Origin of the sequence: Pantoea sp. GCM10028869 (assembly GCF_042666835.1) — a bacterium.
Classification (GTDB): Bacteria; Pseudomonadota; Gammaproteobacteria; order Enterobacterales; family Enterobacteriaceae; genus Pantoea; species Pantoea leporis.
The window spans coordinates 15,117-27,408 of sequence record NZ_JBHTGO010000001.1 but is presented as its reverse complement, the minus strand read 5'-3'; the positions used below and the strand labels follow the sequence as shown (position 1 = coordinate 27,408).

General features: G+C 53.0%; 15 protein-coding genes. 6 read left to right on the top strand and 9 right to left on the bottom strand.

What is annotated here, in order from left to right; all coding sequences use genetic code 11:
- Window positions 1–21: 21 nt before the first annotated feature.
- Both ACFQW4_RS00105 and ACFQW4_RS00100 read right to left on the bottom strand, forming a co-directional pair.
- Window positions 22–501 (bottom strand): type VI secretion system tube protein TssD, encoded by a 480-nt coding sequence (locus tag ACFQW4_RS00105; protein ID WP_222234284.1) that lies wholly within the window; start codon window positions 499–501, stop codon window positions 22–24.
- 225 nt (window positions 502–726) lie between these two features.
- Window positions 727–1,419 carry a hypothetical protein gene (locus ACFQW4_RS00100; protein WP_377722992.1) on the bottom strand — a complete coding sequence of 231 codons (693 nt, stop codon included), beginning with the start codon at window positions 1,417–1,419 and terminating at the stop codon, window positions 727–729.
- A gap of 268 nt (window positions 1,420–1,687) precedes the next feature.
- Here ACFQW4_RS00100 and ACFQW4_RS00095 point away from each other — a divergent pair, with 268 nt between their 5' ends.
- A complete protein-coding gene (locus ACFQW4_RS00095; protein WP_255610321.1) occupies window positions 1,688–2,233 on the top strand; it encodes an ATP-binding protein in 546 nt (181 codons plus the stop codon).
- Between the two features lie 73 nt (window positions 2,234–2,306).
- Here the strand turns inward: ACFQW4_RS00095 and nfsB are convergent, their stop codons facing one another.
- Window positions 2,307–2,960 (bottom strand): oxygen-insensitive NAD(P)H nitroreductase, encoded by a 654-nt coding sequence (nfsB, locus tag ACFQW4_RS00090; RefSeq protein WP_377722990.1) that lies wholly within the window; start codon window positions 2,958–2,960, stop codon window positions 2,307–2,309.
- Between the two features lie 115 nt (window positions 2,961–3,075).
- Window positions 3,076–4,077, bottom strand: a complete 1,002-nt coding sequence (locus tag ACFQW4_RS00085; RefSeq protein ID WP_377722988.1) for a zinc-binding alcohol dehydrogenase family protein — start codon at window positions 4,075–4,077, stop codon at window positions 3,076–3,078.
- A 142-nt stretch (window positions 4,078–4,219) separates the two neighbouring features.
- On the opposite strand from ACFQW4_RS00085, the gene ACFQW4_RS00080 reads away from it, so the two are divergent.
- Window positions 4,220–5,140 (top strand): LysR family transcriptional regulator, encoded by a 921-nt coding sequence (locus ACFQW4_RS00080; RefSeq protein WP_377723965.1) that lies wholly within the window; start codon window positions 4,220–4,222, stop codon window positions 5,138–5,140.
- 241 nt (window positions 5,141–5,381) lie between these two features.
- Here the strand turns inward: ACFQW4_RS00080 and ACFQW4_RS00075 are convergent, their stop codons facing one another.
- The 4 genes from ACFQW4_RS00075 to ACFQW4_RS00060 all read right to left on the bottom strand — a co-directional run bounded on the left by ACFQW4_RS00075 (window position 5,382) and on the right by ACFQW4_RS00060 (window position 9,332).
- The gene (locus ACFQW4_RS00075) at window positions 5,382–6,155 is read right to left on the bottom strand and encodes an FCD domain-containing protein (RefSeq protein WP_036650080.1); all 774 of its coding nucleotides are present in this window, start codon (window positions 6,153–6,155) and stop codon (window positions 5,382–5,384) included.
- Window positions 6,156–6,233: 78 nt separating this feature from the next.
- Window positions 6,234–6,551, bottom strand: a complete 318-nt coding sequence (locus ACFQW4_RS00070) for a PTS sugar transporter subunit IIB (protein ID WP_008110135.1) — start codon at window positions 6,549–6,551, stop codon at window positions 6,234–6,236.
- Window positions 6,552–6,560: 9 nt separating this feature from the next.
- Window positions 6,561–7,988, bottom strand: a complete 1,428-nt coding sequence (locus ACFQW4_RS00065; protein WP_271460521.1) for a glycoside hydrolase family 1 protein — start codon at window positions 7,986–7,988, stop codon at window positions 6,561–6,563.
- A gap of 9 nt (window positions 7,989–7,997) precedes the next feature.
- The gene (locus ACFQW4_RS00060; protein WP_061719102.1) at window positions 7,998–9,332 is read right to left on the bottom strand and encodes a PTS sugar transporter subunit IIC; all 1,335 of its coding nucleotides are present in this window, start codon (window positions 9,330–9,332) and stop codon (window positions 7,998–8,000) included.
- A gap of 168 nt (window positions 9,333–9,500) precedes the next feature.
- Here ACFQW4_RS00060 and ACFQW4_RS00055 point away from each other — a divergent pair, with 168 nt between their 5' ends.
- From ACFQW4_RS00055 to ACFQW4_RS00040, 4 genes are all read left to right on the top strand, one after another.
- On the top strand, window positions 9,501–9,812 hold the full coding sequence (locus ACFQW4_RS00055; RefSeq protein ID WP_222212812.1) for a PTS lactose/cellobiose transporter subunit IIA: 312 nt from the start codon (window positions 9,501–9,503) through the stop codon (window positions 9,810–9,812).
- A 214-nt stretch (window positions 9,813–10,026) separates the two neighbouring features.
- Complete coding sequence (locus ACFQW4_RS00050; RefSeq protein ID WP_377722984.1) at window positions 10,027–10,338, top strand: DUF1778 domain-containing protein; 312 nt, start codon at window positions 10,027–10,029, stop codon at window positions 10,336–10,338.
- Window positions 10,319–10,855 carry a GNAT family N-acetyltransferase gene (locus ACFQW4_RS00045; protein ID WP_110866735.1) on the top strand — a complete coding sequence of 179 codons (537 nt, stop codon included), beginning with the start codon at window positions 10,319–10,321 and terminating at the stop codon, window positions 10,853–10,855. Before ACFQW4_RS00050 ends, ACFQW4_RS00045 begins: the two co-directional genes overlap by 20 nt.
- A 25-nt stretch (window positions 10,856–10,880) precedes the next feature.
- Entirely contained in the window at window positions 10,881–11,510 is a 630-nt protein-coding gene (locus ACFQW4_RS00040) for a LysE family translocator (protein ID WP_280173221.1), read from the top strand.
- 219 nt (window positions 11,511–11,729) lie between these two features.
- Here ACFQW4_RS00040 and ACFQW4_RS00035 read toward each other — a convergent pair whose 3' ends face one another.
- Window positions 11,730–12,215, bottom strand: a complete 486-nt coding sequence (locus ACFQW4_RS00035; protein ID WP_101761737.1) for a hypothetical protein — start codon at window positions 12,213–12,215, stop codon at window positions 11,730–11,732.
- Window positions 12,216–12,292: the final 77 nt, after the last annotated feature.

Sequence of the window (12,292 nt, the reverse complement as noted above, 5' to 3'; positions counted from 1 at the left end):
ACTTTGGTCACTGAAATAGTGTCACGCGCAAGCGTATTCATTCCATCTATCGCGGTAAATAATATTTCCTTCCGTGTACTTCCAGGTGATCGCCTCATAACGCAACTCTAATGTTTCAACATGAGTGTTGCTCTGACCATTTGGGGCAAGGTAAGGCGAAACCGTGGTGATTTTAACGTTATCCAAAATGATATTGAAATATTCGGACTCAATGCCTGATTCAAGAATCCGATACATCTTGATCGTAGCTTTTTTAAGTGTGCGCCCTTCACATACAGCGCGATAAAGAATTGGTGTTGTCTTGTCGAACTCTTTTACTATCACGATAGGTTGATGGACTCGCGTTGCGGTCAATTTTCCCCTATTTGGATCTACTGGGATGGTTATGCCGTGTGAAAATGATTTTAATTCGATAGAACCTAACCTCAGTGGGATTAAACAACTTCCAACAATAGGCGAGCCATTTTCATCTTCTAGCCATAAATGTGCGGGCGTCGACATACAATATCCTTATCTGTTAACAGTTTTTTAAACTTCATCATTTTATGTAACGAGCCACGATGACCAGCACGAATATAAAGAAAACCGCAATAGGCCAAACTGGACTTCCTGGAAAAAAATGAGCCTGAAGTAATGCAAAGGCAATGGTCAATATTGCCGGTCCGTATATCCATACTAACGACCTAACTAATGAACACATTGAGTCTTTTATAAATTTAATCATAGTTACCTAATCAACCGGGTAATGATATCTGCAATATTTTCTTCAGTTGCCCACTGAGCATCCAGGGCACTCGCGCGTTGCATTACGGGTTCAATTAGGAAATACATCATTTCCAGATTCTGTAAATAGAGCGCTGAATAATAGACGGGATATTGAGTTTGAAGGCGGTGCGCACTATCTGCTGCCCTCTGAACAATACCATACAAAGCTGCTGCTCCCACTACACCACCGGCTATTCGCCCTGTCAGCGCGCTGATCTCCATACTCAGGTTTAATCCCATGCGAACGGCGCTGGCTGCCGCCATAGCAAAACCTGCGTTAGTCAGTGAACTTGCAGCAATATGAACATTAACCGTCATAAGCTTTTTCTTTATGTATTCTAATTGCTGTGCAGTTTTATATTTTAGCAGTTCTTCAAAATATACTTTAAGCATCTCAAAGCCAATATCTCCATGCCTGAGAAGTCGGTAAACCCCATCCCGAAAACGGATATCTTCATTTTTTTGCCGCAGGCATACATCGTTATATTCATCAGTGAAACAGGACGTGTAAAACAACGCTCGGGTAGCACCAGCACCGATTGATTTGACCTGTTCCGCCACCTGTTTTCCGACGGAATCAACGGCATTGTCAAGTTTCATTGCGAGAATTTTATTTGCTTGAAGATAACTGATGACTTCACTGTTGTTAAACATAACTTTTGCATCCTATATCCTTATAGTAACTGTGGTCTACGATACTGATTATCAAATTTTAGATCCACCTATTACGTTAGGTCATTTCTATATAACAAGTGCGCATGTCATTCTTTTGTCATAACTCGCTCACGCTGATGTCAGAGCCGATTGCATATCCTGATGGCCTACCTTCAAATCAGGAGTATTAAGATGAAATTGAACAAACTCACCCTTGCAGCGGGCATGCTGCTGGCTATCGCAGGCGGATGCGATTGACGTGCGCCTTTTGTCGCAGCGAATGCCTGAACAGGCGGTAGCGGAACTGCAGCCGCTGGTGGCGGCTTTCAATCAGATGCTGGGGCGCCTTGAAAGGGGTTATCAACAGTTGAGCCAGGTTTCTGTTGATATGGCGCACGATCTGCGCACGCCGATTAGCACGCTGATCGGCCAAACTGAAGTGGCACTGAGTCAGACGCACAGCGTCGTAGATTATTTGGCGCTGTACGGCGAACTGCTCGCCGATCCGCAACTGCTGCAACGCGCGCTGGCGAATCTGATGGCCAACGCCTTGTGCTACGGCGAACGAGATTCCACCGTGCGCATTTTCAATCGGGGCAGCGCTTTGATGGTGGAGAATCAGGGCCCGGCAATGAGCGCGGAACAGCAGGCACGCATCTTTGATCGCTTCTGGCGCGCCGATGCGTCACATCATCAGGGCAGCAGCGGCTTGGGATTGTCGATTGTGCGCAGCATTATGCGTTTGCATCAGGGAAGTTGTGAGATGCATAGCGAGCAGGGTGTGAACCGCTTTACGTTGCGGTTTCCGTATTGATCTTGCGCGATAAATCGCGCCGCTACAGAAACGTGCGTCCATCCGTAGCGGCGCAATTTATTGCGCGAAATATTTAAATAAAGTTAAAAATCTCGTCACGTGGCAAACGTGATTTCGGCAGCGCGGCGTTGAAATCCGCATCGCTGCGATAACCCAGCGACACCAGCACCACGCTGGTAAAGCCCTTCTCACGCAGACCCAGCGCCTGATCCAGCGCGCGCTGATCGAAACCTTCCATCGGTGTGGCATCAATGCCCAACATCGCTGCGCCCAGCAACAATCCGCCCAACGCCAGATAAACCTGCTTTTCCATCCACTGCGGCACATCGCGTGATTCATAGCGATGCATATCGACATAGCTGCGACGCACCATGTCATTGTTCGCTTTGCTTTCCGGCTTGGCGTAACGGCCATCAGCATCTTCCTGATCGAGCACGTTCTGCAAATGCGCTTCATCCAGATCGGTGCGCATGCACAGCGCGATAACGTGCGAGGCATTGCGCACTTTCGGGCTGTTGTAGGCAAAGGCGCCATCGGTGGATGCGGCGATTTGCTCGCGACCCGCTTCGGTTGACGCCACCACAAAATGCCACGGCTGCGAGTTCACCGAAGACGGGCTGTTGCGCAGCACGTTCAGCAGGGTTTCGATTTCATCCTGCGGCAGGCTTTTACCTTGTTCAAAGGCTTTTACAGTGTGACGACGAGCGACTGCATCATTGAGTGTCATGGCCTATTCCTTTTTCTTTGTAGCGCGATAAATCGCGCCGCTACACAAGTGTGCGGATATCCGTAGCGGCGCAATTTATTGCGCGTGGTTTGCATCATTTATTGCGTTAAGTTGGTTAAAACCCGCTCAGCACGATCTTACCGCGTGCGCGACCGCTCTCGATCAGCGCATGCGCCTTGCGCAAATTGGCGGCATTGATCATGCCGTGATGTTCGCCGGCGGTGGTTTGCAGCGTTTTGTCATCAATCAGCTGGCTCACGCGCTGCAGAATCTCATGTTGGCGCTGCATATCGGCGGTATGGAACAGCGAGCGCGTAAACATCAATTCCCAGTGCAGTGAAATCGCTTTGCGCTTCAGCGGCACCGCATCCAGCGTCTCGGGATCGTCGATCAACGCCAGCTTGCCCTGCGGCGCGAGCGCATCAATCAGCTGATCGTAATAGCTGTCGGTATGCGTCAGCGAGGCGACATAGCGCACCTCATTATGTCCAATCGCCGCCAGCTGTTCGCCCAGCGGTTGAGAATGATCAATCACATGGTGCGCACCGAGTGAACGCACCCAATCCGCCGTTTCCGGGCGGGAAGCGGTGCCGATCACCGTCAATTTGGTTAGCTTGCTGGCGAGTTGCGTCAATATGGAACCGACGCCGCCACCTGCGCCAATAATCAGCAGCGCGGCGTTGTCATCGGCTTGTACCTCAAGACGATCAAACAGCAGTTCCCACGCGGTCAGCGAGGTCAGCGGCAGCGCGGCGGCATCGGCGTCATTCAGTGAACGCGGTTTGTGCCCGGCGAGGCGTTCATCCACCAGGCCATATTCGGCATAGCTGCCGGCGCGCGTGATATCACCAGCATAAAACACCTCGTCGCCCGGCTGGAACAGCGTGACGTCTGCGCCCACTGCTTCCACCACGCCTACCGCATCCCAACCCAGAATGCGCGGCTGATCGGTTGGCGCACCGGCGCGCACTTTGGTGTCCACCGGATTCACCGCAATGGCGTGAATTTTTACCAGCAGATCGCGCGCGCCCGGCGTTGGCTTATCAACCTCAAGCTCATACAGCGCATTTTCATCGGAAATCGGTAAACCGTTTTGGCTATAAACAATGGCTTTCATCAGGCAGATCCTTATTCATCAGCAGGTTTGGTGAAGTAAATTCAGCATAGCGGTCCGCAGCGCAATGAAAAATGCCAGTTGCAGGTGAACACTTTCACTCTTAGAGTGAAAATCCCTGCTGACTACCATGATGAATAAGAAGATGATCCGACTGGAAGATGTCACTCTGTTTGTGCGTTCAGCCGCACTCGGCAGCTTTTCACGCGCGGCGCGCGAGGTGAATTTACTGCCCGGACAGGTCAGCGCGGCAATTCAGCGGCTGGAGCGGGAACTGGATCGCCGCTTGTTCGCCCGTTCTACCCGCAGCCTGCGCTTAACCGCCGAAGGGGAAAAGTATCTGCCCTTTGCGCAGGAGATGCTGGCGCTGATGCATGCCGGTGCCGAAAGCTTGCAGAGCGATGAAGATGCGCTGAGCGGCGAGCTAAAAATCGCGCTGCCGTCGGATATTGGTCGCAATATTTTGCTGCCGTTGATCACTGACTTTTGCCGCGCGCATCCGGCGCTGGCGGTGCGGCTCTCCTTTTCCGACCAGATCAGCGATGTGTTTCGCGATCCGGTGGATATCGCCATTCGCTACGGCAAGCTGGAAGACAGCAGCTACGTGGCGTTGCCGCTGGCGGAGGATAATCGCCGCGTGATGGTGGCGTCGCCGGATTATCTTGATCGTCACGGTCGCCCGCAACAGCTGGAGGATATCGGCCAGCACCATCATGGCCTGCTGTTTATGATGGGCGGCCACGTGTACGACAAATGGACCTTCCCGCAGGATGGCATGCGCCGCCAGATCACGGTGAAAAGCCGCATGCTGTGTGATGACGCCGAAGTGGCGCGCCGCTGGGCCATCGCCGGTATGGGCATCGCTTATAAATCGTGGATTGATGTGTGTGACGATGTGCTGGGCGGCAGGCTGGAGCGCGTACTGCCGGAGATGCCGGGCGAAAGCACGCCGCTGCACCTTATCTGCCCGCATCGCAAACAGTTCTCTCCAGCGATCCGCGCGTTGCATGAGGTATTGCACACGCCGCTGCGTGCGTTAACCGCGAAGCTCACCCAGCATGAGTAGCGTCGCGATTTATCGTGCAGCTTAGTCATTGAACTTTGCGCGCTGCGTTGTAATTACTATCACACAGGGGCCCGCATTTAGGACGTTATGCTCGTCAGTTAAGACGTGAAAATCCTTAGTTACCGAGAGCTCACATTGTAGCGGCGCAATGCATTGCGCGATAAATCGCGCCGCTACGGAAGAAGCGGTGATTTGATACGGCGCTTAACTGAGCGGCATTACGCCATGAATGGCGACCTCATCACATCAACTTACCCTGGAAAATCGGCACGGATTCGAACAGATAGCCATCAAAGTCTGGCGCATCGGCATCGGATAACTCCAGCAATGTGTTCTTGACGTTTTCCAGGTGCTGCCACATCGCCTGCCAGGAACCCATCACATCCCGGCGTCGCAGCGCGGCCAGAATGGTTTGATGATCGCCCAGCCACTTCAGGCGATAGGCGCGGGTTTCATACTGCGGTCGCAGCTGCTGCCAGAGCGGGCTGGCTTCGTGATGACGCCAGACGCTGGTCACCGTATCGAGCAACATCTGATTTTGCGTCGCGCCTGCCAGTAGCAGATGAAATAACTTGTCGTTATCCTGGCTGCTGTCGTTGAGCGCGATGGCGCGCTGCTCTTGCTCCAGCGTGCGGCGCAGGTTTTCAATATCGGCTTTGGTGGCCATTTTGGCGGCGAAGGCCGCGATGTTGCTCTCCAGCAGCTGACGCGCCTGCAACATCTCGAACGGGCCGACATCGCTGCGGAAAAAGGCCTCTTCCGCATCCTCGCTTTCCGAAGGAATGCGCATCACGTAAACGCCAGAACTTTGACGAATATCCACCGTGCCTTCCAGCTCCAGCATTAGCAACGCTTCACGCACAATGGTGCGGCTCACGCCCCAGGTTTCGGCCAACTGCCGCTCTGGCGGCAGTCGTGATCCAACCGGATAATGACCATCAAGGATTTGCTGACGCAGATGCTGACCAATTTCCTGATACTGCTTTTTCTCTTGTGGCGCTTCGGCTTTTTCCACGCTCTCACCCTTTTGCATCATGGTGCATTCGGCCCGGCCGCGTCCTGTGCGAGCCGGAGCCTGACTGCTATCTGGGCGCTAGTGTACCAAAGCCAGTGCCTGATCGAGTACCTTTGCACCATTCAACGTGCCGTAAGCCACGGTATCGATCACCGCAATCGGCAGCTGATAGCTGTCGGTCAGCTTTTTATTCTCCTCCAGCTTAAAGCGCACCTGCGGTCCCAACAGCACCACCACCACGTCCTGGCCGTAGTTTTGTAACTCTTCACGCAGGTTTTGTTCCGGAATAGCGTAGATCTGGTACTCAAGACCGCGTGCTACCGCCTCTTTCTCAATGCGGGTGACTAACATCGAAGTCGACATGCCTGCCGCGCAGGCCAGAATAATGCGTTTCATTGGTGGTCCTTATTTGGCTTCATCGTCAATGTTGAGGGTCAATTGCTGGGTATCGCGCAATTGACGGAACCAGTGCGCGGATTTCTTCATCCGCCGCTGCCGCTGGTTGTCGAGGTCGATCTCGATCAGTCCGTAGCGGTTTTTGAAGGCGTTCATTGGTGAAACGTTGTCGGTGAACGCCCACAGCATATAGCCCTGACAGTTGCTGCCCGCTTCACGCGCACGCACCGCCTGGTAGAGATGTTCAGCAATAAAGTTGATGCGGTAGTCGTCCTGAATTTCTCCCTGCGCATCCTTAAACTGCGCTTCATTCTCGATGCCCATGCCGCTCTCGGCCACAAACCACGGCAGATTGCCGTACTCCTCTTTCATACGCTGCGCCATGTCGAAGACAATGCGCGGCTGAATTTCCCAACCGCGCGAGCTGTTCATGCGGCGGCCTGGCAACTCAAAATGTTCGTAGTAAAAAGCGGGATGGAATGGCGTCTCTGGGTGCCAGGCGCGTGAAGGCGCTTTAACACGATGCGGATAGTAAAGATTCAGCCCCACTTCATCGACGGTGTTGGCGGCGATGATCGCCAGCTCTTCCTCGGTCGCATCCCACTGCACCTCATGTTTATCCAGCAACTGCAGTAATTCCGCTGGATAGACGCCTTTGATTGCCGGATCGAGAAACACCCGGTTGTAGAACAGATCGTAGATTTTTGCGGCTTTAACATCGTGCGCCGCCGAAGAGCGCGGATAGGTCACTTCCGGATTGAGAATGGTGCCCACCGTGCCGGCATAACCCTGCTGGCGGAACAGCTTAACCACCTTCGCCGTGGCGAGATTTTTATGGTGATTCCACTGCATCCACTTATGGGTGTTCTGCTCATACGGCCAGCGCAGCGCATCAAGATAGACGCGCGTCTGCACCACAATCGGCTCATTGAAAACAAACCAGCGCGTCACTTTTCCGGCGTAGCGGGCAAACACCTTCTCGGCATAGCGAGTAAAAAGCTCAACCACATGTTTTGATTGCCAGCCGCCGTACTCCTCCAGCAACTGCAGCGGCAGTTCGTAATGTTCGAGACACAACATCAGTTCAATGCCCTGTCGCTGCATCTCATCAATCAACTGGTCGTAGTAGGCCGCGTACTCCTCATCAACCACCGCGTTTTCATAATCGGTGAGAAAACGCGACCAGTTGATCGAGGTGCGATAGTGCGTCAGCCCCGCCGCTTTCATCAGCGCCACGTCTTCGCGGAAGCGGTTGATAAAATCCGTTGCTACCGCCGGTCCATAGCCGTTATGCCAGACGTGGCGATCCTGCTGATACCAGGCATCCAAATACGAATCCTGGCCGGCTTTTTTGCCGCTCCAGCCTTCGGTTTGCCAGGCCGATGCCGCCGCGCCGAGAATAAAACCCTGCGGCAGCGCAATAGTGTGCTTACTCATAGATCCTCCTTAATTTTGTGCCAGTTCGGCCTGCAGATTTTTTGCTTCCGCCGCTTCGGCGCGACGCGCGGCCACTTTGACAAAAGGCAGATAAATCAATACTGAAACCACGATGCAGATGATCTGCGTCACCACCGCGCCCATCGAACCGGCGGTAGAAAGCCACGCATTGATGATCGGCGGCGTAGTCCAGGGAACCATCACCACCGCTTTGCCGGCAAAGCCCATCACCGTGGCGAAATAGCCAATCGAACCGGTTACCAGCGGGGTGATGATGAAGGGAATGGCAAGAATGGGGTTGAGCATGATCGGCATACCAAAAATCACCGGCTCATTGATGTTGAATAAGCCAGGTCCAAACGACAGTTTGGCGATTTCACGCATCTCTTTGCGTTTGGTGGCAATCATCACGGCGGTTAACAGCCCGATAGTCAGGCCGGAACCGCCGATGCTCATGTACACGTCCCAGAATGGCATGGTGATGATGTTTGGCGCTTCCTTGCCCTGCTCGAAGGCGTTCATGTTGACCAGAATCGCCCCCAGCAGCAGCGGCTCACGAATCGGTTTCACCATCTGGTTGCCATGAATACCAATCACCCAGAACAGCTGGGCAACAAACATCAGCAGCAGAATGCCCCACAAGCTCTGCACCACCGATTCCAGCGGCTGCTGCACCACTTTGTACACTGCGTCGTACAGGTACATGCCGGTGATCTGATGGAAGATAAAGCCAAAGGTGGCGACCAGCGTGACGGTGATGATCGACGGAATCAGCGCAGAAAATGACGCGGCAACGTTCGGCGGCACGGTATCCGGCATTTTGATCTTCAGCCGTTCAACCTGCTCCAGCCGGCAGTAAATCTCCACCGACAGAATGGCGATAAACATGCCGAGGAACAGACTTTTGGTATCGGAGAACTGTTTCGCCAGCACATCGGTTACCACATGCATCTGGCCATCCACCAGCATTTGCAGCGTGGTGGGCGTCACCGAGATGAAGCAGATGATCGCCAGCAGGCCGGGAAACAGCGTTTTAATGCCGTTAATGCGGCCCAGTTCGATACCAATCAGAAACACCGCGCCGATATTCAGAAAGCTCAGCGTGGCGTAGTTAATGCTGCTGGTGATCGGTTTCAGATCGGCGAGAAACGACAGCGCAGAGAAACTGGCGAGGCCATTTTTCGGATCCAGCACCATGTTGGAAATCAGCACCGAAAACGCGCCGACGATGATCACCGGCATCAGCGTAATAAACGAGGCTTTGATCGCCATAATGTAGCGGTAGCTGTTGAATCGCGTGGCAAAGCTACCCAGTGAATCGATAAGACGTTCCTGTAGAGACATTGGTCAACCCTCAGCGGTTTTAGGTGTTATGCATCAGCTTGATGGTTCGTGGCATACCAAAATGGCGATATTCGCCGTTAATTTCTGTGATCATGCTCGCGGAACTCATTTTTGGTATTCCGGTAGCATCGTTATTACCAATTTGGCATACCAATAAGTGAGGCGGATATGGATTTTGAACAAACGATGATGGAGTTGCTGATTAATGCCGGTGAGGCGCGATCGCAAGCCATGATGGCGATTCAGCAGGCGCGTAAAGCTGACTGGCACGGTGCCGATGAGGCTTTAGCAGCATCCGACGAGGCCGCAAAAGCCGCGCATAAAATCCAGACCGCGTTAATTGGTGCCGATGAAGGCAGCGGTAAAGTACCGGTCACGCTGATTTTGGTGCATGCGCAGGATCATCTGATGACGGCGATGCTGTGCCGCGATTTGGCGGGCGAGTTGGTGCTGTTAAGGAAGGAGTTGCATGGGAAGTAAGGGTGCAGCACGGTAAATTTAACCGACATCAAATGCTATACGGCTATTAACCGTACGCGTTGACTTATCAAAGCGATAAGGTTTACATTATCCGCATACGGTTATTAGCCGTACCAAGCTAACTGAAATGAAAGACTTCACTCACATTGCAACGCTGCATAAGTTTAAGGACTGACGTCAACAGGAGGCGTTTTTACTCAACGAGGCTCTCGCTATGCCAAAAGTATCCGCACTTTCCACCGATACGCGCGCCGTTAAAGATGCGCGCGTAGAGTTAAAAACCAGTTCGAATCTCAAAGAAGTCTTAAAGGAAGCAGCAACCGCTGCAGGGTTAGATTTGAGTGCCTTTATCTTAAATGCGGCGCTTGAGCGTGCAGAAACCGTTTTGGATAATCAGCGACGTCGCCAGCTTTCGGAAGTGAGTTGGCAGCAAGTGAATCAGCTCATGTCTGAACCTGCAGCTCCGACGCTGGCGTTACAAGCGTTGATGCGAAGGAAAAGAGCAGATGGAAAATTCACGGAATAACAGCGCTGACGTTATGGTGTGCGCTTATCAGGCTGATATCACCTATCCCGGTAATAAGCACTTCGATTGCGGCAACGCAATTATCAACTCCTTCGTGCGCAACTCGCTTAAAAAAAGCGTAAAAGAGGGAAACTGTGCAGCGAAGGCGCTGATTGACGCTAATACCGGCGAACTGCTGGGAATCTGTACCTTCAGCGCCTACTCCCTGTTGAGACAAAAGCTCACAGGCGTGGTGTCCGGTTCAATGCCAGCCGAAGTCGGCGTGGTGCGCCTGGTTATGCTGGGAGTCGCCGTCAAAGAACAAAACAAGGGTTATGGACAGGATTTGTTAGGCGAATTCTTCGAACACGTCAAAATAATCCATGACGCATTACCTGTAAAAGGCGTTTATCTTGACGCTGAACCCAAAGCCGTGAATTTTTACACCCGCCTGGGATTTGTGGCATTGCATGAGCCGCCCAATGTATTTGGCGCAATCCCGATGTTTCTGGCGATTCAGCACATACTCGCGGCGTAATCCATCATGATTAACTGAGGAACCTATGGCGCTGTCACATGAACTGATTCTGATCTACACCACCTATTTCGTCGCGACCGCCAGTCCCGGCCCGAGCAATATGGCGATTATGGGTACGGCGATGAAACAGGGACGCGGCGCGGCGCTGGCATTAGCGAGCGGCGTGATTGGCGGTTCAATGATGTGGGCGCTGCTGGCGGCTTGCGGGGTTCTCACCGTGCTGGCCACCTTTGCGCAACTGCTGATTGTGCTGAAGATTGGCGGCGGATTGTATCTGCTGTGGCTGGCGTTCAAGGCAGGGAAATCGGCGCTGCGTCGGCCAGATGCCAGTGAATTCGCACCGGTCAGCGAAAAAGCGCGCTTCGGCAGAATGTTTCGTCAGGGCATTTTGATGCACGTCGGCAATCCTAAAGCGATTTTGACGTGGGTGGCGATCATGTCGGTGGCGTTAAAACCGGGTGCGGCGGCATCAACCTTGCCGATGATTGTTGCAGGCTGCGCGGCAATTTGTGTGCTGGTGTTTGGCGGTTATGCGCTGCTGTTTTCCACCGCGGTGATGACGGCTTTCTATCGCCGCATCCGTCGTGGGCTGGATGCGCTGCTGGCTTGCTGCTTCACAGTTGCGGGATTGAAACTAGTGTTTAGCCGGAGTTGATGTGGGGAGATCGCCATAAATGGCGTAATGCTCGTCAGTTAAGGCATGAAAATCCCTTATTATCGAGAGCACACATTGTAGCGGCGCAATTCATTGCGCGATAAATCGCGCCGCTACGGAAGGTGCGGTGATTTGATAGGGCGCTTAACTGATCGACATTAAGCCATCAATGGCGACCTGAAAAAACCATATCGGTGCGCATTTCTGCGCACCCATACATCAGGAATTATTCGGCGGCGTGGCGTCGGTTTCGCTGAACGCGGGCTTCTGGCGCGTTACAGAATAGACCACGTTTTTCGGGCTGTTCGGATCGGTGGTGACATCCACGGATGCGATGGTCACTTTGCCAAAACCAAACAGCGTCTGCACGTAACCACCAATCTGGTGTTTACCTGGCGCAACACGAATTTCTCGTTTTTCACCCTTCTTCAGCAACCCCGCATCCTGACCATCTACCGTCACATAGACAGAAGAACCGTCATCGGTACGCGTCACCAGGTGCGAAACGTTAATCACCGTTGGGCCGGTCTCGAATGGAGAAGGCGAATCATTATTGTCGATTGGCGCGCCGGTTGCAGGCTGAGCGGCGGATGCGTCCGCAGTCGCAGTGCTGTCATGAGATGTACCAGTAACGGCGGCAAGGCGGGCGCAGCCGGTGAGCATGATTGTTGCCATCAAAGTGGCTAAAGTGAAGCGCGATAACATCGTGACGAAAAACCCCTGCTAAATGAGAAGCGCGTATTTTAACGTGCCTTGCAGAGTGATGACAGTCACACAAATAC

Bases quoted from the DNA above. Each gene is read 5' to 3' on its own strand.
- ACFQW4_RS00105 (WP_222234284.1), bottom strand. From the start codon at position 501: ATGTCGACGCCCGCACATTTATGGCTAGAAGATGAAAATGGCTCGCCT.
- ACFQW4_RS00100 (WP_377722992.1), bottom strand. From the start codon at position 1,419: ATGTTTAACAACAGTGAAGTCATCAGTTATCTTCAAGCAAATAAAATT.
- nfsB (WP_377722990.1), bottom strand. From the start codon at position 2,960: ATGACACTCAATGATGCAGTCGCTCGTCGTCACACTGTAAAAGCCTTT.
- ACFQW4_RS00085 (WP_377722988.1), bottom strand. From the start codon at position 4,077: ATGAAAGCCATTGTTTATAGCCAAAACGGTTTACCGATTTCCGATGAA.
- ACFQW4_RS00080 (WP_377723965.1), top strand. From the start codon at position 4,220: ATGATCCGACTGGAAGATGTCACTCTGTTTGTGCGTTCAGCCGCACTC.
- ACFQW4_RS00070 (WP_008110135.1), bottom strand. From the start codon at position 6,551: ATGAAACGCATTATTCTGGCCTGCGCGGCAGGCATGTCGACTTCGATG.
- ACFQW4_RS00065 (WP_271460521.1), bottom strand. From the start codon at position 7,988: ATGAGTAAGCACACTATTGCGCTGCCGCAGGGTTTTATTCTCGGCGCG.
- ACFQW4_RS00060 (WP_061719102.1), bottom strand. From the start codon at position 9,332: ATGTCTCTACAGGAACGTCTTATCGATTCACTGGGTAGCTTTGCCACG.
- ACFQW4_RS00055 (WP_222212812.1), top strand. From the start codon at position 9,501: ATGGATTTTGAACAAACGATGATGGAGTTGCTGATTAATGCCGGTGAG.
- ACFQW4_RS00050 (WP_377722984.1), top strand. From the start codon at position 10,027: ATGCCAAAAGTATCCGCACTTTCCACCGATACGCGCGCCGTTAAAGAT.
- ACFQW4_RS00045 (WP_110866735.1), top strand. From the start codon at position 10,319: ATGGAAAATTCACGGAATAACAGCGCTGACGTTATGGTGTGCGCTTAT.
- ACFQW4_RS00040 (WP_280173221.1), top strand. From the start codon at position 10,881: ATGGCGCTGTCACATGAACTGATTCTGATCTACACCACCTATTTCGTC.
- ACFQW4_RS00035 (WP_101761737.1), bottom strand. From the start codon at position 12,215: ATGTTATCGCGCTTCACTTTAGCCACTTTGATGGCAACAATCATGCTC.